Raw genomic sequence first — 23,219 nt, forward strand, 5'->3', positions numbered from 1 at the left:
TGATTAAGCTTTGGTGAAGCGGTTGATGTATTCCCAGATTAATTCATTTTCGTAACCTCTGGAAAGCAGATAAGTTGCAGTTTTACTTTTTGTTTCGAAAGGATTTTTTGCATCGTATTTTTTTAATGCTGCTTTTACCAGTGCGGCGAGTGTTTTTTGGTAATCAGCTTCATCAATTTCGAGCATGGCTTTTTTTATGCAGTAGTCTGAAATTTTACGCAATTTAAGTCCCTGCACAATTTTACCTCTCCCCCACTTTTTCATTCTGAATTTACCACCGGCATAAGCTTTGGCAAATCGTTCTTCATTTAAAAAATCGTCTTCAATTAATTTATTGATGATTTCTTCCAGTCCTTCGCCATAAATTTTAAGGGAAAGCAGTTTTGTGCGCACTTCTTCATGACAACGTTCCTGATAAGCACAATAGTGGCGCAATTTATTTAAAGCAGCATCATTCATTTCGGGTATAAAAATAAAAAACCGGCAATTGTTCTTTGCCGGTTTTAAAAAATATAATTAGCGATTAAGCAATTTGGTCAATTGGTTGTTCAGCTTCATCTAACTCTTCAGGTGCACCATTAAATGGTGGGTATTTTTCGAGTAACCAACCGTAGTATAAACTTACGCGTGTAGCCCAACGAAATGTTCCCACATTAAACTTATGCCAGTTTTCAGGATATTTTCCCGTGAATAAAACAGCAAACCAGGCAAATATTACGAGGAACAATGTACCAATACCACGAACGTATAAACAAATACCATGCGGTATTATAATGTAAAACATGCCGAAAAATGACCGCAACAATAATTGTCCTCTGCCTATATGTACTAAATCGAAATGTATTGAAGTTTTATCATCGGCACCATTAGGGCCAAAACTTGGGTAACCATCGCTCAGATTGTATAACCTGGCCATAAGACGCAACGACCATTTATTGTAGCCTAATACGGCTGTGTAATAAAATTCCGGGGTTTTACCGGTAAATAGGATAATCCACCAGGCAACAAATGTTGCTATGAGCACCCAGATGGAGTAAAACCATAATCCGATCATGTGTGGAATTACGATGTAAATGATACCTAAAAAGCTTCGGAGCAGCAGTTCCCCTCTGGAATACGACTCCTGATGCGTAATGTTAAATTTGAGCATGATAAAGGTTTTGGGTTAAGAAATGTAATCAAATATACCCAAAATCCTTAAAATGTATAATCCGGTTAATAACTGCGGTAAATTACTATGTAAGTGCTTACTCTGCCTCGGTTTCGTAGCAGCCAATATCAGGAAGTGTTGCAGCAAAAGGCCTTACATTGCCCAGAATATCGATTAATACCGGGTCAGAAGGAATTGTGATACCTGAGTTTAAAGCAGGTGAACCGGTAGTGGGACAATAGTTTCGTTCAGAAATATTGGCAAAAATCGGGTCCTGATTAAAAAAGCAGCCGGTATCGTTCAGGAGATCCTGATTTATTGCAGAACGTAGCACACAATGGTCGAAATTAAAATTGAACAAGGTAACCTCGGCAAGTGTATCTAAAACCACTTCATTACCTTCAGCAATAGAACCGTAAACAATACAGTTCGTAAAATCTGCTGCCGTAATTCCGTTTTGGAGATTAGTGCCATCAGGAAAGGGATAATAATCCAGCAAAACTAACGCAGGTGCCTGGTGATTGAGGTATTTAGAACTGTAACCGGCTAATGTGCAGTGGCGGAAGTTGTAATCTCCCCCCAAAGAAAGAAAAGTATTTGACTGGCCAACATTGTAAATTAATACGTTGGTTGCCTTGATACGACTATTGAGGGATTCAATACCGTAATTCTGGATGTCGAATATTTTGGTGTTTTCGAGTGTAAGTGTTGGCTGGTTAATAAAAAACGCATCAAAACCTTCTGCTGTGGAATAACCCAGAGAAATACCCGTATTTGCATTTTTAATTTCAGCATAACGAATCACATTATTGAGGCTGCCACGGAGCAGGTAAATACCTTCCCACTGACCGGGAACCTCTTTATAAAAATCTTCTAAACGATCGCCCTGAAATGTAACGAGACTATCTTTTGTGCCCAATACATTTAATGTTCCAAGCACATAAAATGAACTACCGCCGTGTAAATAAATATCGGTGCCTTCGGTAATGGTGAGCGAACAAAGAGAATCGACCAAAACGGAGCCGATAATTACATGCGGTAAATCATCGTTCCAGGTGGTATCGCATAAAATCTGGCCATAATGGAAATGTGCGTTTTGTCCGTATGCAATTAATTTAACTTCCTGGAAATTTCCATTTGTGGTAAAGGAAATAGAATCTTCAATTACATAAGGTAAGGCATCGTTATTCGGGTCAACGGTAACTTCAATAAACACATATAAACTATCGTAAGGTGGAATTTCGATATCGGTGAAAACAGTGCCTGATTCGCCATCAACATTCATACGAAACTGAGAAGCTTCTCCACCTGCGAGTTGAATATTACTGATGAGTAGGTTATCATTATAGTTGTTATATAATTTTAAGGGCAGGGTGACAGAACCAACTGTAGTAAAAACGGTATCAAAATGCACAGTATCTTCACTAAAACCCAATTCGGCATCTGGGGAGGTAAAAATATTGTCTTTGCGGCAACTTTGAGCAAAAAAGAAAACAGCCAGGAGCAGGAAACTATAAGCAATAGTTTTTTTACGGATGGAATTCATTGGAACTTTCAACACTTTAGCGCATTAACGATATCAAACATCACATTAGTGTGCCAAAATTAGCAAAACTTTTACTGGTGACCGGCTTATGATATGGGTAAGTGCAGGTTGGATAAATTATTTTTGCAAAAAAGATAACCATACTATGAAACAATTAAAATTAGCCGTTTACACGCTCGCACTTGCAGGCATACTAGCTGCAGGCTGTAAGGGCGGGAAAAAGGAAAAAGAAGCAATAACAGATTTGCCGGAAATGGAAGCGCCGGTAGTAGCAGGATTACATGTGGACACTGTGCAATTTGCATCAACCGACGGGTTGGAGATGAATGCCGTTGTGTATACCATCGACAGCTCGAAACCGGTTATTGTATTATGTCACCAGGCGCGCATGAGCAATTATGAATACGCCGAAATAGCACCAAAACTGGCTGCAATGGGTTACAATTGTGTAGCACTTGACCAGAGAGCAGGTGGCGCAATGGAATCGCATGAAAATATGACCAATAAAAATGCGCTGGCAAAAAATTTAAGCACGAAATACACCGATGCATTGCCTGATATTGAAGCAGGTGTAAATTATGCGGCTGCGCGATTTAATCAGCCGGTTACCCTTTGGGGCAGCAGTTATTCAGCGAGTTTAACTTTGAAAGTTGCAATGGATAATGCTAATGTAAAACAGGTTGTAACTTTTAGTCCGATTTTAAAATTTGACGATGGCTCAACTGCTGAAGACTATTTTAAAAACTACAAAACGAAGCCGATTTTTATGACTTCAACTGAAAAAGAAGCAGGCCCGTTAACGAAAGCTATGGCGCATTTGGGTGATGATGTATTGTATCAGTATTACCCTGATATGAAAGGCACACATGGCTCAAAAGCATTGTGGAGCAGTGATGAGGCGAGTGAAGATTATTGGGCAGAGATTACTAAATGGTTGGCCGCACATTAAAACCGATTCTTACAGACATGCAGTTCCGGCTTTATACTTTTGATAAATATAAAGCCGGAATTTTTTATTTACGGATTATGAACATCTTGCCCCCAAAAAGCTTTACAATATTGACTTATAGCGGATTATGTTAATATAATAGCGTAGAAATCAGCAGCAATTCCAGTTAAAATTAAAATATCTTCGCACCTGCTTTCGTCAATTATTCAAGTATGGACGAGAGTTTACATTTAGGCACTTTCATGACTCAACAACAAAACGAGATTATTGAGCAGGCGGTAAAAAATGAACGCAAAAAGCTATTGAAGTTCATTAAAACCCGTGTGGGCAATGAGGAAGATGCCAGCGACATTCTGCAGGATGTATTTTATCAACTGGCATCAAACCATGGAATGGTAGAAACCATTGAAAACATGGCATCGTGGTTGTACAGGGTAACACGTAATAAAATTATTGATTGGTACCGCAAAAGGAAAACCGAGTCGATAGATACCATGACAGCTTTTGATGATGAAGATGAGGATGGTTATTTTTCGAATCTTGCGGCGCTTTCATCGGCCAATTCGGACAATCCGGATGAGGTGTATGAGCGACAATTGGTTTGGGATACCATGTATGAAGCGCTAAATGAATTACCGGAAGAGCAACGTGAGGTTTTTGTTTTGCATGAGCTCGAAAACAAAAGTTTTAATGAAATTGCTGAACAAACCGGTGTTTCGGTGAATACATTACTATCGCGGAAACGTTACGCAGTATTGTATTTGCGGGAAAAACTCAAGGATTTATACGACGAATTAATTAACAAATAAATTATTTTAATATGCAACGAAAAAATTGGATCAAATATGGCATCGGGTTTTTATTTGCCGGTGCAGCAATGATCACTTTAATGGGATTTGCCACCATGTGGTTATGGAACTGGCTGATACCTGAGTTGTTTAACGGCAGCACTGTTACATTTTGGCAAGCTATAGGATTAATTGCTTTAGGTAAATTATTAACCGGATTTATGGGAATGGGCCGTCATGGATGGAGCAAACATAAACACGGCGGCTGGAATCACGAAAAAGCCAAATACTGGAAGCAACGTATGGACGAAAAAATGTCGAGTATGTCGGAAGAAGAACGCGAAAAATTTAAACGCTATTATTACGACCGTTGTGGCTGGAAAACAAAAGCTAATGAAGCTGAAAACAAATCGGCAGAAGCACAACAATAAAAAAAACCAAAACTTTACAGAACCGCTATTCAGTATATCTGCATAGCGGTTTTGTTTTTTTGGGGAGATGGTCGTTCACGGTTTTCCGTTAATTTATTGTGAAAATTTTTTGCATTTAAGGAAAACGCCTACATTAGTGCCTTAAACTTTAAAACCACTAATTATGAGTACTCCACAACAAATTCTGGACCATGTAAAACAGTTTATTCAGAGTGTAGGTGTTGACCCTGCCACTTGCTGGAATGAACAAAATAAAGCCTATTACGTGTATAAAGGCTCAGCAAAACTTGAAATATTTGTTTCCAGCCATCCACAAAACGATGGTACCACAAGAAATTATTTACGCATTTTCAGCGGATTAATGAAAGTTCCTGCAACGGATAAAGAACGTTTTTATCGTCGTTGTATGGAAATAAGCGATCAGAGTTTAGGTGTTAAATTAACCGTAGTGCCAAATGCAACACCTGAAAATGACTGGGTTTATGCTACTTATGAACGCGATATTAATGGCATGGATTACAATGAAACCATTACCTGTGTAAATGATATGGGTTTATGGGCCGATTGGTTAGATGATCAGTTAAAAACTGAATTTGGCGGTGCAGGTCCTGCTGGTCCGGCGCAATAAGAAATTAAATTATTCGTTAAAAAATCTCTGCAAGTTTTGCGGAGATTTTTTATTTTTGGGTACCCAATTATTCAAAATGAAACACATTTTTATCGGATTACTTTTATGGTATGCCAACAATTTATGCGCGCAAATAAATGCCGGCGCACTTGACTTCACCTTTTCAAATGATGGATACGACACACAGAATTTTAGTGCTAACGAAGAGATAACCGGTTTAATTCAATTAAGTAACAGCAAAATTTTGGCCACAGGTTTTACATATTTAAATGATACCATGCGCGGGTTCATTGCAAGATACAATTCAGATGGTACATTAGATGCAACATTTGGAGATAGCGGTTTTCAGATAATGGATTTCGGTGATTTCACATTATCACCAAAAGATATAACCATTACAACATCAGATAAAATTGTTATTACTGGCTATGTTTTAGAATCAGGGATTAATGACGGTTTTATTGCCCGATTTTTACCTGACGGACAACCTGATAATTCATTTAATGAGGATGGTTTATTGCGCGTGGATGTAGCTTCAGTTTATGAATTATTAAATGATATTGAAATTCAGCCGGATGGAAAATTAATTGCAGTAGGTATCGCAGATATTGAGATAAATACTTATACTGTTGTAATTCGTGTTACTGAAGATGGTTTGCTTGATACTACTTTTGCCAACGACGGAATATATATTTCTACGATAGCTGATACTTATGGAAATTCGTTAGACCTGCTAGCTGACGGGAAAATAATTGTAGGTGGAAGATTGTATAGTGGTCTGGATAATAAGTCGATGTGTTTTCGTTTAACTGCCGATGGGATTTTAGACCTAACATTTAATGATGATGGATATTTTATCGTTTATTTTGGAGACGAGGATGAATCCTGTGTAAAAGTTATTGGATTGGCTTCCAATAAAATTATTTTATGTATTTATACCGTGTATGAAGGTGCTTATCACACAAAGTTATTATCTGTTACTGATGAAGGCTTGATAGACAACAGTTTTGGTTACTATGGTACAGCGTCAATTGATAGTATTAAATGTGTAGACGTAGCAGTTGACCTTAATGGAGATTACATTATTGCAGGTAACTATAGCCATTTTTCTACTGATAATTTTAGAATTGCCAAAATATCAACGGCGGGAATTATTGATTCAACATTTGGAAATGATGGATTAATTTCAACTCATTTTGAAGCATCTAGTTGGGTTAATCGAATAGCAATTCAAAATGATGGGAAATTTTTATTAGGCGGTTTAATTGGTGATTTTGCAAGTGATATTGCAATATCCAGACATTTATCTGAGGATGCAGTGGGTATAAGTGATGCTCAAAATAATGCAATTATATCGATATTCCCGAATCCGGTTTTCGATTATTGCATATTTACTGCACCAATATTATTTGATAAAATATATTTATTTGACCTTGCCGGTAAACTAATAGCAACCTTACCGTTTACCATTGCACAAGATGGACTTTCATTTTTATATTACTTATCTATACCTGAAATAATTTCACCGAATATGTATATACTTTCTGCAACAAACGATAAGGCTATCCATTCTACAGTGTTGTTTAAAGAATGATGCTTTAATTTTTTTCTAAGTCCATTTTTTATTTAATACCTTTTTTTTGTCCAAAAGAATTGTAAATGCATAACCATGTGACTGCATTATTGCATAATTTTATATAAAAAAATATGGCATATATCGAATTAGGCAATAACCTGCAGGGTATCAGAGGATTATTAAAATATAATCCCGTAACTGCCTATCCCCTCTTGCTTTTAGCTGAAACTTTATTACAAGGGAATTCAACCTTGAGCAAAGGTGAACGTGAATTAATTGCAACCTATACTTCGTATAAAAATGATTGTCAGTTTTGCCAGTTATCACATGGAGGCGCTGCTGCAACACATTTGGGTATAAATTTAGATGCAATAACAGCAATAAAATCGAATCCGGAGGATTGTGAATTAATTACACCTAAAATGAAAACTTTATTAAATATTGCTGCGCTGGTGCAACAAGGTGGCAAATTTGTGACAGAAGAAGCAATTCAAACTGCAAAACATGCAGGTGCTACTGATGCGGAAATTCATGATACGGTTTTAATTGCTGCTGCGTTTTGTTTATTTAACCGTTATGTTGACGGACTGGGAACAAATTCAGAAAGTAATCCTGAATCGTATCTGGAAGCATCGGCACGAATGGCAAATGAAGGTTATTTACGCAAAGAAAATTTAGCCATGATGGGCATTAATCAGGATAAATCAAATTCTTTGTAATTAATCTGCACCATCTGCCTGAGCGGCGCTGACTGCGTAATTACCTATATTTTCTCCAACCGTTAAACCTGTTTCACAATCGAAACGAAAGTGAATTCGTGCATATATACGCGAGTCGGATGCATCTTTTGCATATTGTTCAAACAATGAATTTTCATTTGGAAAAATATAACCCAGTACTTCGGCGGCAGCAGCAGAAAATGTGCTATGTCCTGAAGTGTATGAAGGAAAATTCGGTAACCCAAACAATGTTCTGATATTTTTATCGGCTTGAGGTGGACGCGGATACATGTAATAATATTTTGTATCCCAACAACTGATTCCGGCATCCATCATTGCTGTATTTAAATATGCATACGTTCTCGCAGTGCGCAATGGATTAAAACGATATTGAACGATATATTCTTTAGCAATTGTATTCCAGTGGCCTGCCGGAGTATAGGTGCCAAATCCATCGCCCCAGAAATAAGCAATTTGTTCCTGCTCACGTGTTAAATTATCTGCGTATCCTAATAATTCATTTTTTGCTGTATTAAATGCATCTGACCCAATTGCAGGTGGCGGTCCGGGTCTTACAGCTTCAACTGAAGGTATCCACCATGGTACTACGTGACCAAATTTTGGAGTAATGCCGATTGGTCGTTGTGGCACTTCTAAATTTTCCCAACACGGCCAACTATTTCCCCATAATAAAGCAGCAGTTTCTTCCATTTCCATATATTCATCTTCTTCCACCTGAGCAAATTTCATACTATCGGTTTTTGCCCTTCCGATAAATATTTCTGCAATGGTTTTACCAATTGAATCTCCCGCAACAATATCACTTGCAACATTCATTCCTGCCCATATTCTGGTATCACGCAATTGTTGTGCTTGTGTTTGAATATATTCAACTTCAAGCGGAAATAAAAAGGTTAATAGTTCTTCAGCAACAGATGCAATAACGGCATCTTCACTTGGATACGATGGTAAATTATTATCCGGATAAGCAGGAACAATTGAAGGATCAACAATATATGGTGCGGGCCTGTTGTAAGTATATTTATAATGCCATGCCGTAATTAATGCGTCGTAAAAAGATGCACCTAAATAGGCATATGCTCTGCTGGCGTAAGGTGGGTGTGCAAAAGGAAAATAAGGATAGTCGCCGGGAAAAACACCATCGGGAACACCATATTCATCATTTTCATCAGGTGATGGGGCAAGATTATATTTCGCAATTAATTCTTCTGTTATTTCAAACCAACGGATTATTGAATTATTTCCCCAATAATCAACTGCAGCTTGTTCTTCATTAGTAAGTGACTGATTAAATGATTTTACTGTTGCTAATTCATCCAAATAATTATCACTGGTTATATCATCCGGTTCAGGGATTACTACTAATCCGGTTCCGGTTAAATACACAGGCTCCCAATCTCCACCGGTTTCATCGGTGGTTGCATACATATAACTGTCGAACGTAAGATGATTCGGTAATTCCGTTTCACAACTAAAAAATAGAATGAAACTAAACGGTAATAACAGTAGTAAATATTGTTTTTTCATAACTATAACGATAAAAGCGGAAGTATGAGATAGCCGCTCAACTTCCGCCAGTTTAAACCAAACCTAACCTCAGTTTGTAATTGTAACTGAGGACAGGTATATATTGTTTTCAGCAATTATTTGAATATAATATAGTCCGGTTGCTACTTCCGGCAATATATAATCGCCTGAATTTAATCTTGTAAGGTTTGCAATTGGTTTGCCATCCATTCCGTATAAAACCGGATTTGCATCTACAACATGCATATCATCAAAATGAATTACACTTCCGGCATTTGCAGGATTTGGAAATAATGTTGTAAAATGAATCTGATTATTTTCAATATTAGTTGCAGCAATGCTGGATGCATTTATGGTAAATGTATAATTATTAGTCGGGTCGTAATGATTGGTGCAGGATAATGTTACATTTCCTTCAGCAGGTGTTCCATCCGTGAAAAAATCGATACGCACTTCTTCCGATTGGCCTGGTGTTAAATAAACTGTTGTTGAATCAACACTTGGAGAATAACATAATTCGGTGCATAATGAAGTGTACCATCCTGCAGGAATATCTTCACTTTCGCGAACAAAATCAATCAATACATTATCATCGCTTGTATTGGTAAATGTGATATGTGCAGCAATCATATTATCTACTGTGCCATAATAAATTTCTTCACCTTCATCTTCTGCATCAAAAGTTCCTTCGGGTGTGTATGTGCCGGTTCCAACGATGCCTAATAATTCATCAATAGAGGCGTACATATTATCCGGTTCTTTATTAAACCATTTTTGTGCATCATAAACAATTCCATCAGGTGCAATTAACCATGCAGGATTTGGCGCAGTGCCATAATTCATCCAAACATCGTTACATGGACCATCAATTAAAACGGGCACATCAATATCTTCGTTAGCAAGCATATCGCTCACAATTAATTTGCGTTCACCATAAGTTAAGGGCTGACGATATAAAATACCTTCTGCATAATTATCTGCACCAACATTTTCGTAACCAAAATACGGGCTGAAATCAATAACCGGATGTGCTTCTACGGTATACATTAAAAAGATATTAATTAAATCGCCATACATTGCCTGCATTTCATTAATCACATCAATTTTGCCACGAAAAACATAACAGGTATAATTACAACCAATCAATAAAATCGGTTTACCATCATTTAAAACACCGCTTAATTGCACGGAGTCACCTTCTAAAGTATATAATTTAAAATCGTGTACTAATTCACCTTCCAGTGGTCCTTCCAAATTAGTAGTTACATCAGGATAAATAGGAATCGTACAAATCGGATCATCATCTGAAGGCATGCTTGTTGGTCCTACAAAAGTGTTTAACGGAACCTGAGCAACCAAAGCAGTAGTTAATATAAAAGCAAATACAATAAGGGTAGATATAATTTTTCGCATAAGGGTTTTTCTTTGAGCCGGCACAAAGAAGCCTAGATAAAGCGAAATCACCAAATTGCGTTAATGAAATGTAAATGGAGGAAAAGATTAAAAAATATTAATTTAAATTTCTCTGAAATCCAATGGAGTCAAGTATTTCGGAGCAAACCCTTTTTTTAAATTAAAGCGATAAAAGTAGTTGTGACGCTACATTTAAACTAACTTGAAACAAGTTTTACCTTTCTTTTACAAACTTATCAAATAATTAACACGGATTAAATTGGGTTTTAATCCAAACGACCCGCCAACAAATACAAAACAGCCATTCTCACTGCAACACCATTTTCAACCTGTTGTAAAATAATGGATTGTTTACTGTCGGCAACATCACTGGTAATTTCCACGCCTCTGTTAATCGGGCCGGGGTGCATGATTACAATTTCTTTACTTAATGAGTCGAGCAACTCACGATTTATTCCGTAGTATAATGAATATTCTCTGAGAGAAGGGAAAAATTTAATATCCTGACGTTCGAGTTGTATGCGTAAAACGTTTGCAACATCACACCATTCTAACGTTTCTTTTAAATCGTAAGAAACTTTTACGCCCATTAAGCCGATATGTTTAGGCATTAATGTTGGTGGTCCGCATAAAGTAACATCTGCCCCCAACATTTTTAAAGCATGAATATTTGAACCTGCTACCCTGCTGTGCAAAATATCACCGATAATAGCAACACGAACACCTTTTAAATCGGTTAATCGTTTACCTTGTTTTTCGCCTAACTTTTCCATGATACTATAAGCATCCAATAATGCTTGTGTTGGATGTTCATGTGTTCCATCACCGGCATTTACAATATTTGCTTTAATGTGTTTGCTTAATAAAACCGGTGCGCCGGGACTTTGATGTCGCATCACCACCATATCCACTTTCATGGCGAGGATATTATTTACGGTATCGATTAGCGTTTCACCTTTTTTAACGGATGAACCTGATGCAGCGAAATTAATGGTATCGGCGCTTAATCGTTTTTCTGCTAATTCAAATGAAATTCGGGTGCGGGTACTATTTTCGAAAAATATATTTGCGATAGTGATGTCGCGTAATGTAGGAACTTTTTTAATAGGGCGACTTAATACTTCTTTAAAATTATCGGCGGTATTTAAAATAAGATGAATGTCTTCCGGTTGAAGGTCTTTAATTGCGATCAGATGATTGACACTCAGGTTGCTCATATTATTCTTTATAAGGTATAATCCAAACTTTATCTTCGTTTCTGTTTTCGCTCCACTCCACTCTTACTTTTTCGGAAGTAACGGCATCAATGGTTTTGCCGACATAATCGGGGGTTATTGGCACGTGGCGACTTAATCGTCGGTCGATTAAAACCAGCAATTCTATTTTTTCCGGTCTGCCGAAATCCAGTAATGCATCTAAAGCGCTGCGAATTGTTCTTCCGGTATAAAAAACATCATCAATTAAAATGACATTTTTTCCTTTTATCACAAAATCGATATCCGTTTCTTCTGCTAAAAGTGGTTTTTCGTGATGACGGAAATCATCGCGATAAAAAGTAGCATCTAAAACACCGTATTTAATTTTAACGCCGGGGAGTAATTCTTCCAGTTTGGCCAAAATCCTTTCTGCCAGTGAAACACCGCGTGGCTGCACTCCTATGAGGCAGGCATTGGAAAAATCGCCATGGTTTTCTATTAACTGATGACAAAGCCGCTCAATGGTGAGCTGGAATTTCTGACTATCTAATATAATGCGGCTTTGCATTAAAACACAAAGTTAAACGATACAAGGCAAACAGCAAAATGGCATTTTATGCAAATACACTGCAATTAACCAAAACTGCACATTTTTAAACCACAACCAGCTTTTTAACGACAGATTTGCCTTCAGCCGACAATTTTACCATATAAGTGCCGGGCGGAATGCCGCTCACATCAATATTCAAGAGGTCGGTCGAATTAAATGTTTTGGTTAATACCACAGTGCCGTTTAAAGTAAATATCTCCGCAACAGTTTCCGCTGATTTACCATTTAATTTGATATGTAAATTTTCGGATGCCGGGTTAGGATATAACGCAAAATCGGCAATATCGAGGGTGTTTATTGCAATTGGTTGCTGGGTTTTAACCGGCATTTCCATTTTCCATGCACCACGACCATAAGTTCCGGCAAAAATATAATTCGATTCAGCATCGTAATACATTTCATAAACAGAAACAATTGGCATTGTAGTACCAAGAGCACTCCAGTTAACACCATCATTATAACTGTAATATACACCAACATCAGTTGCAGCAACTAAACCCAATGTATCATTACGATGGAAAACCTGAATATCATTTACCGGAATATCCGGCATATCACCATCAATTGGTAACCATGTTTCACCTGCATCAGTTGATTTATAAATATGTGCAATACTTTCTGCCCATCTGAAACCACTAAATGTTACGTAAACAATTTTTGCATCCAAAGGATCGGTTTCGATGCTCATACAATAACGATATGGTAAACCATCAGTAATTTTTTCCCAAGTATCACCATAATCTTCACTTTTCCAAACGTTGGCATCATCGGTACCCACATAAATATAATTGGTATCAGCAGGTGAATTGTGAATGGTAAAAATGGTTCCGAATGTTAATCCGATTCCCTGACTGCCGTTTGATAAATCGTCGCTGACAGGCAACATAAAATCACCATAGTCGTTTGAGCGATATAATTTACTTCCACCAAAATAAATTGTTGCTGGATTAAGGGGATTTAATTCCAGTGGACTTCTCCAGTTAAAACGATCGCTACCAAGTGGTAATCCACCTAAATCCATTACTGAACCGCCAACAAATCCGAAATAACCACCGTATTGATAATTCGCATAATAAGAATTGTCGTCAACAGGTACAAATTTAGTGCTCACACCATCACCCCAATTTGCAAAAGACCAATAATTTGAAGGGTCGCGAATAAAGCTGCCATTGTCTTGCGCGCCACCAATTATTTTTGATGTATCACCAGGCATCACATCAATAGTATATAATTGTGTAATCGGAATATTTTGTGCTGTAGTATAGGAATTAAAATCATTTTCAGTAAAAAATAATCCGCCATCACTTCCCATAATTTTGAAATTATCATCAGTTGGATGTACATATAATGCATGGCAATCAACGTGAGCATCTTCAGCAAATAATTCCCATGTATCTCCCCCATCAAAACTTCTTGAACAAATAAATCCAATCCAGTAAATTATATTTTCATCCTGAGGATCAACTCTTACGCCACCAAACCAATTATCTTGTGAGGTAGTTTCAACTTCATCAGCACAATCTAATGCGACCCAATTATCGCCACCATTTGTTGATTTATAAATGTCTTTTAATTTATCGTTTGAACCAACAATTGTTGCATAAACAATCTCCGGATTTGTTGGAGCAATCGCTATTGTTATTTTAGATAATTCATTTGTACCTGCAGGCAAACCATTGGTAAGCATTTCCCAGGTATCACCACCATCTTCGCTACGGTAAATGCGTGAACCGGTGCCTGCGTAATCTCTGCGATTAAATCTGCGAACCCTTTCCCATGTTGAAGCATATATAATATTCGGATTTTCAGGATTGACACACACATCAATTCCACCGGTTGAATCATTTACATATAATACTTTTTCCCAGGAAACGCCACCATTTTCGGTGCGATAAATTCCACGGTCTGCAGTATTTTGAAATAAATCGCCCAACATGGCTGCAAAAATGATTTGATTATTATCGGGATTAATTGCAATTCTTCCTGTGTTACCACCAGTAGTTAAGCCGATATTGGTCCATGTCGCTCCTGAATTTGTCGATTTATAAATACCATTTCCATCATACGTAACCGAACCCACACCATTTCCGGGTTCACCGGTTCCGATATAAATAGTTGCGGTATCGATTGGGTCTATTGCAATATCTCCAATGGATAAGGTAGACTGTTCATCAAAAATATTCGCCCACGAATCACCGCGGTCGGTTGATTTTAACACGCCACCTGAGGCAGTTGCCACATAAATAACATCTTTATTTCCGGCCGGACAATCAATATCCAGCACTCTCCCACCAATATTATACGGCCCTATAAATTGCCAATCTTCCCCATCAGCCTCAGTTTTAAACAGTTTTTGCTGCTGATGCGCAGTTAACATGTGGTTTACCGCTGAGCGCTGCGCATGCTGGTCAATTTTACCGTAAGGGAAGGTTTTTTGAGCATATAACCATTCATCGGCTGTAGTTTCCTGTTCCTTTTCAGTATCCTGAGTAGGTATAACGAAACAAACGGAAGCGGTAATGGCAATGAAATAGAGGAGATTATTGATTTTTTTCATCTTTTGCAATTATGCTCTAAATTTAGGCAGGAATTTTTAATTAAAAAATTAATATCGTTTAAAATAATGCAAACCAGCTTTGTTGATTACCTTTTTAAATAAACGCAATTTTAGACTCTATTTACTATTTTATATTAACATCAAAAAAGCAATCTGCAATGAAAACATCACTCCCCCTATTTTTAATAATCGGGTTTTTACAATTGAATAGTATTTTAAATGCGCAACATCTAAAAGTTGGTGAGCCTATTTATCAAAGTTCTGATATATTGCAAGACGATTTTTTTAATTCAAAACCTGAAAATTATGAATATGATTTTATTAAAGAAGAGTTGTCTTATTACGTTGATGATAAATGGGATACCAATAAGGTAATATTTCCGTTAAGCGATATTAAATTAAATTGGTTCCCACTACAATCAGATGATCGATTGTATTTCGCTTACTCCACTTATGAAGACTTCAAATATACCTTATATTTTGCCCCATATAACTATAAAGACAATCAGCTTGGCAAAACGAAAATAGTACTACAAACAAAATCGGAAACATACCCGGACGAGAGTATTATTAGATCAACCGGATTATGCAATAGCATATATTTTACTGTTCGAGCCGGCACACGTAATGATGACACGGCAGCTGCTGTTTTAGACTACGACTTAAATATGATTAATAGTATTAATGTACCTTATACATATACTTCTAGAGAGCTTAAAAACGATATGGAAAATGTTCTTGGAGAAGACGGGTGCACTTATCAATTTGGCTTTAAAATTGAGGGGCAAAAAAAAGAAACAAAAGCCACTTATGGTGCATTCGTTACTTATCCTGAGGGAAATACTTCTGAATTTATTCGCATTCCGATAGATGATTTGGGGTATATTTCCAACATTCAAATAATCGTTGAAAAGGACAAGATAATTCAATACGGTACATGGTCAAAACAATCGGAATCAGAAGAAATGAGTGGCATTTTTTATTTAGAATTATCAACTGTTAATTTAAGGGTACTTAAATCGCAAATTAAAACAATTCCAATTACTGAATTAACCTCCTACAGCAATAATAACTTAGATTCAAAAAGTATTGAAAAAAGAGAAAGTATAAATGGCATTGCATTGCAGTCCTCTAGATTGGAAAATTTAAAATTTGCAGATGGTAAATATGTAGCTGTTTTTAGACGTGAATATAAAATAGAAACAACCCCGTACGCCTTGGGCGCATTTTTTATTGCAACTTTTGGTCCAAAACCAGAAGACATGACGATACAAATGGTAAGAGTGAATCAACGTATACCCGGTATAGACCCTACTAATAAAGGTATACGAACGGGTTTTGAAACTGGCATTTACATGTTAAATAACCATTTAATTATCATTTTTAACGACAATATTGCTAATGCAGGTGTTACCAATTCCGGAGAAGTTACAGGTTTTAAGCCATATCCGGGTGACACTAAAACCATTGCAACTTTTGCTTTAATTATAAATGAGAAAGGTAATATTAGCAGGGAGGAGCTATTTTCTTATGCAAAAGATAAATTATTATTTCACGAAGCGAGTAGTAATATAGATGAAAATAGTTTTTATATTTTTACTGTTAATGATACAAATTTCGACTATTTTAAAGAGAAGGACAAAGAAAAAGTTACCCAAAAGATAGTTCAATTTACAAAATAAATTTCATACGATTTCTAATCAAAAAGCCGGCACAAACGCGCCGGCTTTTTTTATCAACCAAAATCAATTATGAGGTCTGTCGCAGAAAAATATTAATATGCGCCGGAATAACCCAATGTGGTAATTTCAATAATACCACCGGTAAAATCTCCGTAAGCTGCAGGTATTCCGCCTGTAATTACATTTATTTCTTTTATTGCGTTCATTGGAACATATAAACTCCCGATTACTTTAACACCATCTACTACATATAATGTTGCGTCTTCACGTGATCCCCCAACGGAAATGCCGCCGGTTTTTTCACTTAATTGTACTGCTGGGGCTTGCGCAGCACCTTCAAGAGCATTATCAATAGCACGGTCACGTAAATCATTACCTGAAATAGTTATTCCTGTTTCAGGATTATCTGCATCAACAAGTGAAGGTAAAATGGTTACCGGAAGCAATTCTAAACCGTAAGCCAATTCAAATTCCTGAAAGTTCAAACCACGCGCAGATACCACCAGTCCGTTAAATTGCGCAGTGTCATAACCAAGTGAAATTATGGTAATATCATACTTACCGGGTTGTAATGGTTTAAAAACAAACTCACCATTATCGGATGTAACTAATTCATTAAGTTTAACACCGTTTTGGGATAATTTCATATAAGCAGATGGTATGCCTACATGTGAATCTTTGTCTTTCACAACCCCGCTGATTTCACCTTCATTTTGTGCAAAGGCAGCAAATGAAATGAATAATAAAAATGCCGTAGTAATTTGTTTCATTGTTGATGTTTTTGTTTAAGAATAATTCAAAAATACCGGCATAAAAAAAATGTTATGTCACAACTTTGCAATCAAACAAAGTATGACATAACATTTACCTGCTTATGACAATTCGAGCCGCCTCTTAGCGAATCATAATTTCATACGGTAATCGCGCCTGCATAACCGGGCGACCCATTAAATCTTTTATAGCTAAATAATGCGGATATAAAATCCCTAATTGTTCAGCTTGCATTTGTGCTTTGGTTTCTTCTGTTAAACTTAAAATAACTTCATCCAGAATACTCGATTTTTGCTCAGGATATTCCACCACGGTATACGATTTTAAACCTGCCATTTCCATAGCCCCTTTCATCGCTTCATCGATACCACCAATTTCATCAACCAAACCAATTTCTTTTGCCTTCACTCCTGTCCAGATGCGGCCCTGGGCAATGGCTTCCACTGCATCTACCGACATATTTCTGCCTGTCGCTACCATTTGTTTAAAATGTAAATACGTTGAATCCACGCCGGCTTGTAATATCTTGCTTTCAGTTGGTGAAAACGGACGGGTTATAGATGGAAAATCCGAGTGTGCTGAAGTATTCACAGTATCAAATGTTATTCCGATTTTATTGCTCATAAAATCAGTAATTTCAGGAACAATTAAAAACACACCAATGCTGCCTGTTAATGTATTCGGTTGTGCATATATTTTATTGGCGTTGCAGGATATCATATATCCACCACTGGCAGCATAATCGCCCATGGAAACTATAACAGGTTTTTCCTTTTTGGTAACTTCAATTTCACGCCACATCACATCACTGGCAACTGCAGAACCACCCGGAGAATTTACACGTAAAACAACTGCTTTAATATCTTTATCTTTTCTGACAGCCTCCATCATTTCTCTGAAATTTTTTGATCCCAGATAACCGTTTTCTCCCGACCCATCAATAATGGTTCCATCAGCATAAACTATTGCAATTTTACCATCCGAAGTTTTTGGTTTTTCGATTACAAAAGATGAACGGTAATCATTCATACCCACAAATTTTAATTCATCATCTGCGCCTAAACCACAACGTGTTTTTATTTCTGCAACAACTTCATCATAATATTTTAATTCATCTACAACACCTACAGATACTGCATTTTTAGGGAATACCGCCAATAAACTATCGGCAATTAAACGATATTTTTCTACAGATAAATTTCTGCTCGCATTTATTTCCTGCAAATTTTCATCGAATAAACCATTTAAAAATTCTTCAAGTTGTAAACGATTTTCATCGCTGGTTTTTTGCATGCGATAAGGTTCTGTTGCACTTTTAAATTTACCATCATAAAACACCTGTGTTTTTACACCTAATTTATCGAGTGTTCCTTTATAAAAAGTAAGTTGCGCACTTAATCCTTTAAATTCAATTGCACCTGCGGGGTTCAGATAAATTTTATCTGCAACACTACCAATATAAAAACTACTTTGTGTTACTACTTCACCGTAAGCAATAACAAACTTTTTACTGTTGGTTTTAAAATCTTCCAATGCATCACGAATTTCCTGTAAGGTGGCATAACTGTTTGCGTTAACACCTAATTCGATGTATATACCTTTAATATGATCATCAGTTTCTGCATGTTTTATGCTGGCGAGAATATCATTAAGTCCGACACCCTGGTTGGCATCGAAACCTAAAAGCCCCAAACCGGCCGGCATGCCCGACTGTGTTTGCTCGGGAATGGCATAGTTAGTATTGATTTTCAGCACAGAATTAGCTGCTACAGCCGCCTTTTCCGATTCAAACCCCTTTGATACTGCACCTATGATGCCGGCAATGAGGAAAAAAGCCAATAAACTGAACACGAACAGCGCAAGCAGGCCTGCGAAGAACGAACGGAAAAATTCTTTCATAATTTTCTTACCAATTTTGTTTTATTTTATAAAATATGCACTAACTTTCGAACTGAAACGTTTTTATTTCGGAGTCAACTCCTCTATTGCTAATGATGACGGAACATATAGCCTATTTATTGTTGGGCACAAATTTAGGAAACCGCACGGAGAATCTTTCTAAGGCTACAGCAGCCATTAGGATGTTTTTGGGACGGGTTGAAAGCCAGTCGCATATCTACGAAACGGAACCTTGGGGAAAACCACACCAGCCTAACTTCTACAATCAAGCCATTAAAATAACCACACCCTGTTCGCCACTCGAAACTTTACACCTTATTAAACAGGTGGAGTTTTTGCTTGGTCGCGACAATGCCGAAAAGTGGGCTCCGCGGGTGATTGATATCGACATCCTGTTTTTTGATGCCTTCGCTATCGAATCGCCGGTGCTTACCATACCACATGCGCATATCGCCAACAGGAAGTTTACACTCGAGCCGCTTATGGAAATAGCGCCGGATTTGATGCATCCCGTGCTGAATCAATCCATTCGTGAATTGTATTTGAGTTGTAACGACGAGCTGACTGTTAAAGCAGTGGATGCGGTTTATCAATTTTAAGCTTACTTTTTAGGTTTTAGTCGCCGGGACGCTGCCATTTCAGGCACTTTTCACCTTTTTTTGACCTTTTTAACGCAATTTGCTGCAATACTGTATTTTTGCCCCAATTGATGAGCATACCAAGCATGGACTACCGCATAATTACTGTTGAGGGCAATATTGGCTCCGGGAAAACTTCTTTTGCGCGCCAATTGGCCGAGGAAATTAATGCGAAACTGATACTGGAAACCTTTGCAGACAATCCGTTTCTCCAAAAGTTTTTTGTGAAACAGGAAGATTATGCCCTGGGCATGGAGATGTTTTTTATGGCCGAACGTTATGAGCAGCTCAATCGCGAACTGAACGAACAGGAGCTGTTTCAACAACATTATGTAATCGACTACCTTTTTAACAAATCGCTGCTGTATGCCCGCGTAAACCTTGATGACACCGAATTTAACCTCTACCAGAAGATATTTAATATTTTAAACCCGAAAACGCGCAAAAGTGACATGGTAATTTACCTGCATTCTGATTTGGACCGACTGGTTTCCAATATTCAGAAAAGAGGTCGCGAATTCGAGCAAACAGTGAAAAAAGACTATCTGAAGAAGATAGAAAACGTTTATTTTGAGCACTTTAGGCAAAATACCGACCAAAAAACACTGATTCTGGACGTTAGTGATGCTGATTTTGTTGCCAATGCAACCGATTTCAAAAAAATGTTATCAATACTTGCTGAGAATCATGCAGTTGGGGTGCATCGATTTAAGATTTAATGAATATATTTGAGCCAAAATTACACACATGAAGAAAATAGTAGGGATTTTAGCAATTTGTGCCGTGTTTGTTACCTTTGGTTTCGACGATGCGCGTTCATTTAGTGACAGCAAAACTGCAAAGTTTACTGTTGAATACACGTTTAAAGGTATTGTTGAAGGTTACGACCATGAAAACAAAACGGAATTGTATATTGATGGTAAATTAGTTGCAACATCAACTGTTAAAAAAGAAACAGAAAAAAATTCGGTTTCAGCGGAAGTAACGCGCGGCAGACACGATGTAAAAGTGATTAATTATGCCTATTATGAAGGCAGTTGGGAAGAACATACCATTGCAAATAATTATAGTATCGATTGCCTATATCAGGATAATATCAATATCAAAAAGAAAAATACAAAACTTAAATTGTTATTCGACGTTGACTCGGGAACAAAAGTTGTGAAATAATTTTAATCAAAATGCACACATGTGAACCTTTCGGAAACCTGGAAGGTTTTTTTTATGCCCAAAAATCAGCTTTCCGCCTTATCTTCGTTTAAATTTAAAAGCATGCAAAAATTTGCTTTCGTTTTCATTTTTTTAATTTATTCAGTTATGACATCTGCACAAATTCTATCCCTCAGTGAAAACAATAAAACACCAACTTATGATGAAGTAATAGCGTATTTCAAAACCATTGACAGCAGTTGCGATTTTATGCAATTAATGGAAATGGGGCCGACTGATATCGGCAAACCATTACATCTGCTGGTTTTAGATGCTGATAAAGATTTTAATCCTGAAAAGTCGCGCGCAAAAGGTAAAAGTATATTACTCATTAACAATGGCATTCATCCCGGTGAACCGGATGGCATTGATGCCTGCATTCAACTGATAACACAATTATCGCAAGCCAGTGACATACAAAAACAATTAAAAAATCTTGTAATTTGTATCATTCCGGTTTATAATATTGATGGTGCACTTAATCGTAATTCAACTACAAGAGTAAATCAGGATGGTCCCGAAGCTTATGGGTTTAGAGGCAATGCACGAAATTTTGATTTAAATCGCGATTTCATAAAAAGTGAAACATTAAATGCACAAAGTTTCGCGCAAATTTACAGAAGCTGGGATCCTGATGTGTTTGTAGATACACATGTGAGTAATGGTGCAGATTATCAATATGTAATGACTTTAATTCCCACACAACACAATAAATTGCCATTACCATTAGATAATTATCTGAAAAAAACAATGCTGCCTGTGTTATACACAGAAATGGAAAAAGCAGGCTGGCCAATGTGTCCTTATGTAAATGAAATTGACCGGATTCCGGATGATGGAATTGCCGGTTTTTTAGATTTAGGTCGCTATTCAACGGGCTATACAGCCATGTTTAACACATTGGGATTTATGCCGGAAACGCATATGCTGAAACCTTATCCGCAACGTGTTGCAGCAACACTGGCGTTATTAAAAATATATATGACTTATTGTAATCAGCATGCAACAGAAATTATGACCGCCAGAAATGCTGCTAAAGAATGGGTGAAATCAGCAAATACTTTTCCTGTTAACTGGAAATTAGATATGTCGGCTGCCGAACAATTTATGTTTAAAGGCTACACCGCAAAATATAAACCCAGCGAAGTGAGCGGATTAACCCGTTTGTATTACGACCGTGAAGCACCTTTCGAAAAAAACATTCCGTATTACGATACGTATTCCCCTACCCTTTCCATAACAGCACCAAAAGCTTATATTATTCCTCAAGCATGGAGTTATGTAATTCAACGATTAAAAATGAATCATGTAATTATGCAACAACTTGAGGAAGATACATTGATGGAAGTTGAAGTATATTATATAGACAAATATGATAATACACCAAATGCATTCGAGGGACATTATTTACATTCAAACATCACAGTAAAAACAGTCACACAAAAAATTCAGTATTACAAAGGCGATTATGTTGTTTACATGAATCAGGAAGCAAATAATTATATCATCCAAACCCTTGAACCACAGGCTCCAGATTCATTTTTTGCATGGGGATTTTTTGATGCAATTTTAATGCAAAAAGAATGGTTCAGCGACTACGTTTTTGAAGACCTCGCAGCAGAAATTCTAAAAAACAACCCCGAACTCAAAAAACAACTAACCGAAAAACAACAATCCGACCCCGAATTTGCCAAAGACGCGTGGGGCCAGTTGGCCTACGTATTCGAGCACTCGGAATATAAGGAGTTAACGCACAAGAGGTACCCTGTTGGGAGGATTTATTGATTTAAGATGATAAATAAATAAATAAATAAATAAATAAATAAATAAATAAATAAATAAATAAATAAATAAATAAATAAATAAATAAATAAATAAATAAAAAATAAATAAATAAATAAAATAAATA

General features: G+C 36.9%; 21 protein-coding genes. 11 read left to right on the forward strand and 10 right to left on the reverse strand.

What is annotated here, in order from left to right; translation table 11 throughout:
- Nucleotides 1-3 precede the first annotated feature (3 nt).
- The 3 genes from IPI65_18870 to IPI65_18880 form a co-directional block, all read right to left on the reverse strand.
- Nucleotides 4-459: a RecX family transcriptional regulator gene (locus IPI65_18870; GenBank protein MBK7443490.1), complete on the reverse strand. Its 456-nt coding sequence runs from the start codon at nucleotides 457-459 to the stop codon at nucleotides 4-6.
- A gap of 64 nt (nucleotides 460-523) precedes the next feature.
- Nucleotides 524-1,150 (reverse strand): DUF4389 domain-containing protein, encoded by a 627-nt coding sequence (locus IPI65_18875; GenBank protein ID MBK7443491.1) that lies wholly within the window; start codon nucleotides 1,148-1,150, stop codon nucleotides 524-526.
- A 97-nt stretch (nucleotides 1,151-1,247) separates the two neighbouring features.
- Entirely contained in the window at nucleotides 1,248-2,696 is a 1,449-nt protein-coding gene (locus IPI65_18880; protein ID MBK7443492.1) for a hypothetical protein, read from the reverse strand.
- A 145-nt stretch (nucleotides 2,697-2,841) separates the two neighbouring features.
- Here IPI65_18880 and IPI65_18885 point away from each other — a divergent pair, with 145 nt between their 5' ends.
- From IPI65_18885 to IPI65_18910, 6 genes are all read left to right on the forward strand, one after another.
- The gene (locus tag IPI65_18885) at nucleotides 2,842-3,645 is read left to right on the forward strand and encodes an alpha/beta hydrolase (protein ID MBK7443493.1); all 804 of its coding nucleotides are present in this window, start codon (nucleotides 2,842-2,844) and stop codon (nucleotides 3,643-3,645) included.
- A gap of 242 nt (nucleotides 3,646-3,887) precedes the next feature.
- Nucleotides 3,888-4,454, forward strand: a complete 567-nt coding sequence (locus IPI65_18890) for an RNA polymerase sigma factor (protein ID MBK7443494.1) — start codon at nucleotides 3,888-3,890, stop codon at nucleotides 4,452-4,454.
- An 11-nt stretch (nucleotides 4,455-4,465) separates the two neighbouring features.
- On the forward strand, nucleotides 4,466-4,864 hold the full coding sequence (locus IPI65_18895) for a hypothetical protein (protein MBK7443495.1): 399 nt from the start codon (nucleotides 4,466-4,468) through the stop codon (nucleotides 4,862-4,864).
- A 163-nt stretch (nucleotides 4,865-5,027) separates the two neighbouring features.
- Nucleotides 5,028-5,492 (forward strand): YbjN domain-containing protein, encoded by a 465-nt coding sequence (locus IPI65_18900; protein MBK7443496.1) that lies wholly within the window; start codon nucleotides 5,028-5,030, stop codon nucleotides 5,490-5,492.
- A 76-nt stretch (nucleotides 5,493-5,568) separates the two neighbouring features.
- Nucleotides 5,569-7,086: a hypothetical protein gene (locus tag IPI65_18905; protein MBK7443497.1), complete on the forward strand. Its 1,518-nt coding sequence runs from the start codon at nucleotides 5,569-5,571 to the stop codon at nucleotides 7,084-7,086.
- A 113-nt stretch (nucleotides 7,087-7,199) separates the two neighbouring features.
- Nucleotides 7,200-7,787, forward strand: a complete 588-nt coding sequence (locus IPI65_18910) for a carboxymuconolactone decarboxylase family protein (protein MBK7443498.1) — start codon at nucleotides 7,200-7,202, stop codon at nucleotides 7,785-7,787.
- Here the strand turns inward: IPI65_18910 and IPI65_18915 are convergent, their stop codons facing one another.
- From IPI65_18915 to IPI65_18935, 5 genes are all read right to left on the reverse strand, one after another.
- A complete protein-coding gene (locus IPI65_18915) occupies nucleotides 7,788-9,335 on the reverse strand; it encodes a phosphatase PAP2 family protein (GenBank protein MBK7443499.1) in 1,548 nt (515 codons plus the stop codon).
- Nucleotides 9,336-9,404: 69 nt separating this feature from the next.
- Nucleotides 9,405-10,748 carry a T9SS type A sorting domain-containing protein gene (locus IPI65_18920; GenBank protein MBK7443500.1) on the reverse strand — a complete coding sequence of 448 codons (1,344 nt, stop codon included), beginning with the start codon at nucleotides 10,746-10,748 and terminating at the stop codon, nucleotides 9,405-9,407.
- A 266-nt stretch (nucleotides 10,749-11,014) separates the two neighbouring features.
- Nucleotides 11,015-11,965: an aspartate carbamoyltransferase catalytic subunit gene (locus IPI65_18925; protein MBK7443501.1), complete on the reverse strand. Its 951-nt coding sequence runs from the start codon at nucleotides 11,963-11,965 to the stop codon at nucleotides 11,015-11,017.
- A 1-nt stretch (nucleotide 11,966) separates the two neighbouring features.
- On the reverse strand, nucleotides 11,967-12,512 hold the full coding sequence (pyrR, locus tag IPI65_18930) for a bifunctional pyr operon transcriptional regulator/uracil phosphoribosyltransferase PyrR (GenBank protein MBK7443502.1): 546 nt from the start codon (nucleotides 12,510-12,512) through the stop codon (nucleotides 11,967-11,969).
- Between the two features lie 85 nt (nucleotides 12,513-12,597).
- Nucleotides 12,598-15,111: a T9SS type A sorting domain-containing protein gene (locus tag IPI65_18935; protein ID MBK7443503.1), complete on the reverse strand. Its 2,514-nt coding sequence runs from the start codon at nucleotides 15,109-15,111 to the stop codon at nucleotides 12,598-12,600.
- Nucleotides 15,112-15,269: 158 nt separating this feature from the next.
- Between IPI65_18935 and IPI65_18940 the strand changes: the two genes are divergently transcribed.
- A complete protein-coding gene (locus IPI65_18940; protein ID MBK7443504.1) occupies nucleotides 15,270-16,793 on the forward strand; it encodes a hypothetical protein in 1,524 nt (507 codons plus the stop codon).
- 92 nt (nucleotides 16,794-16,885) lie between these two features.
- Here IPI65_18940 and IPI65_18945 read toward each other — a convergent pair whose 3' ends face one another.
- Together IPI65_18945 and sppA are read right to left on the reverse strand one after the other, a co-directional pair.
- Nucleotides 16,886-17,563, reverse strand: coding sequence for a carboxypeptidase regulatory-like domain-containing protein (locus IPI65_18945; protein ID MBK7443505.1), 678 nt, complete (start codon nucleotides 17,561-17,563; stop codon nucleotides 16,886-16,888).
- A gap of 124 nt (nucleotides 17,564-17,687) precedes the next feature.
- A complete protein-coding gene (gene sppA / locus IPI65_18950; protein MBK7443506.1) occupies nucleotides 17,688-19,463 on the reverse strand; it encodes a signal peptide peptidase SppA in 1,776 nt (591 codons plus the stop codon).
- A 92-nt stretch (nucleotides 19,464-19,555) separates the two neighbouring features.
- Here sppA and folK point away from each other — a divergent pair, with 92 nt between their 5' ends.
- From folK to IPI65_18970, 4 genes are all read left to right on the forward strand, one after another.
- On the forward strand, nucleotides 19,556-20,062 hold the full coding sequence (gene folK / locus IPI65_18955; protein MBK7443507.1) for a 2-amino-4-hydroxy-6-hydroxymethyldihydropteridine diphosphokinase: 507 nt from the start codon (nucleotides 19,556-19,558) through the stop codon (nucleotides 20,060-20,062).
- A gap of 125 nt (nucleotides 20,063-20,187) precedes the next feature.
- Nucleotides 20,188-20,820 (forward strand): deoxynucleoside kinase, encoded by a 633-nt coding sequence (locus tag IPI65_18960; protein ID MBK7443508.1) that lies wholly within the window; start codon nucleotides 20,188-20,190, stop codon nucleotides 20,818-20,820.
- Nucleotides 20,821-20,848: 28 nt separating this feature from the next.
- Complete coding sequence (locus IPI65_18965; protein MBK7443509.1) at nucleotides 20,849-21,271, forward strand: hypothetical protein; 423 nt, start codon at nucleotides 20,849-20,851, stop codon at nucleotides 21,269-21,271.
- 147 nt (nucleotides 21,272-21,418) lie between these two features.
- Nucleotides 21,419-23,095 (forward strand): hypothetical protein, encoded by a 1,677-nt coding sequence (locus tag IPI65_18970; GenBank protein MBK7443510.1) that lies wholly within the window; start codon nucleotides 21,419-21,421, stop codon nucleotides 23,093-23,095.
- The last annotated feature ends 124 nt before the right edge of the window (nucleotides 23,096-23,219 follow it).

The sequence above is a fragment of the Bacteroidota bacterium genome (genome assembly GCA_016706255.1).
Lineage (GTDB): Bacteria > Bacteroidota > Bacteroidia > Chitinophagales > BACL12 > UBA7236.

Coding starts and splice junctions, on each gene's coding strand:
- IPI65_18870 (MBK7443490.1), bottom strand. CDS start 459: ATGAATGATGCTGCTTTAAATAAATTGCGCCACTATTGTGCTTATCAG.
- IPI65_18875 (MBK7443491.1), bottom strand. CDS start 1,150: ATGCTCAAATTTAACATTACGCATCAGGAGTCGTATTCCAGAGGGGAA.
- IPI65_18880 (MBK7443492.1), bottom strand. CDS start 2,696: ATGAATTCCATCCGTAAAAAAACTATTGCTTATAGTTTCCTGCTCCTG.
- IPI65_18885 (MBK7443493.1), top strand. CDS start 2,842: ATGAAACAATTAAAATTAGCCGTTTACACGCTCGCACTTGCAGGCATA.
- IPI65_18890 (MBK7443494.1), top strand. CDS start 3,888: ATGACTCAACAACAAAACGAGATTATTGAGCAGGCGGTAAAAAATGAA.
- IPI65_18895 (MBK7443495.1), top strand. CDS start 4,466: ATGCAACGAAAAAATTGGATCAAATATGGCATCGGGTTTTTATTTGCC.
- IPI65_18900 (MBK7443496.1), top strand. CDS start 5,028: ATGAGTACTCCACAACAAATTCTGGACCATGTAAAACAGTTTATTCAG.
- IPI65_18905 (MBK7443497.1), top strand. CDS start 5,569: ATGAAACACATTTTTATCGGATTACTTTTATGGTATGCCAACAATTTA.
- IPI65_18910 (MBK7443498.1), top strand. CDS start 7,200: ATGGCATATATCGAATTAGGCAATAACCTGCAGGGTATCAGAGGATTA.
- IPI65_18915 (MBK7443499.1), bottom strand. CDS start 9,335: ATGAAAAAACAATATTTACTACTGTTATTACCGTTTAGTTTCATTCTA.
- IPI65_18920 (MBK7443500.1), bottom strand. CDS start 10,748: ATGCGAAAAATTATATCTACCCTTATTGTATTTGCTTTTATATTAACT.
- IPI65_18925 (MBK7443501.1), bottom strand. CDS start 11,965: ATGAGCAACCTGAGTGTCAATCATCTGATCGCAATTAAAGACCTTCAA.
- pyrR (MBK7443502.1), bottom strand. CDS start 12,512: ATGCAAAGCCGCATTATATTAGATAGTCAGAAATTCCAGCTCACCATT.
- IPI65_18935 (MBK7443503.1), bottom strand. CDS start 15,111: ATGAAAAAAATCAATAATCTCCTCTATTTCATTGCCATTACCGCTTCC.
- IPI65_18940 (MBK7443504.1), top strand. CDS start 15,270: ATGAAAACATCACTCCCCCTATTTTTAATAATCGGGTTTTTACAATTG.
- IPI65_18945 (MBK7443505.1), bottom strand. CDS start 17,563: ATGAAACAAATTACTACGGCATTTTTATTATTCATTTCATTTGCTGCC.
- sppA (MBK7443506.1), bottom strand. CDS start 19,463: ATGAAAGAATTTTTCCGTTCGTTCTTCGCAGGCCTGCTTGCGCTGTTC.
- folK (MBK7443507.1), top strand. CDS start 19,556: ATGATGACGGAACATATAGCCTATTTATTGTTGGGCACAAATTTAGGA.
- IPI65_18960 (MBK7443508.1), top strand. CDS start 20,188: ATGGACTACCGCATAATTACTGTTGAGGGCAATATTGGCTCCGGGAAA.
- IPI65_18965 (MBK7443509.1), top strand. CDS start 20,849: ATGAAGAAAATAGTAGGGATTTTAGCAATTTGTGCCGTGTTTGTTACC.
- IPI65_18970 (MBK7443510.1), top strand. CDS start 21,419: ATGACATCTGCACAAATTCTATCCCTCAGTGAAAACAATAAAACACCA.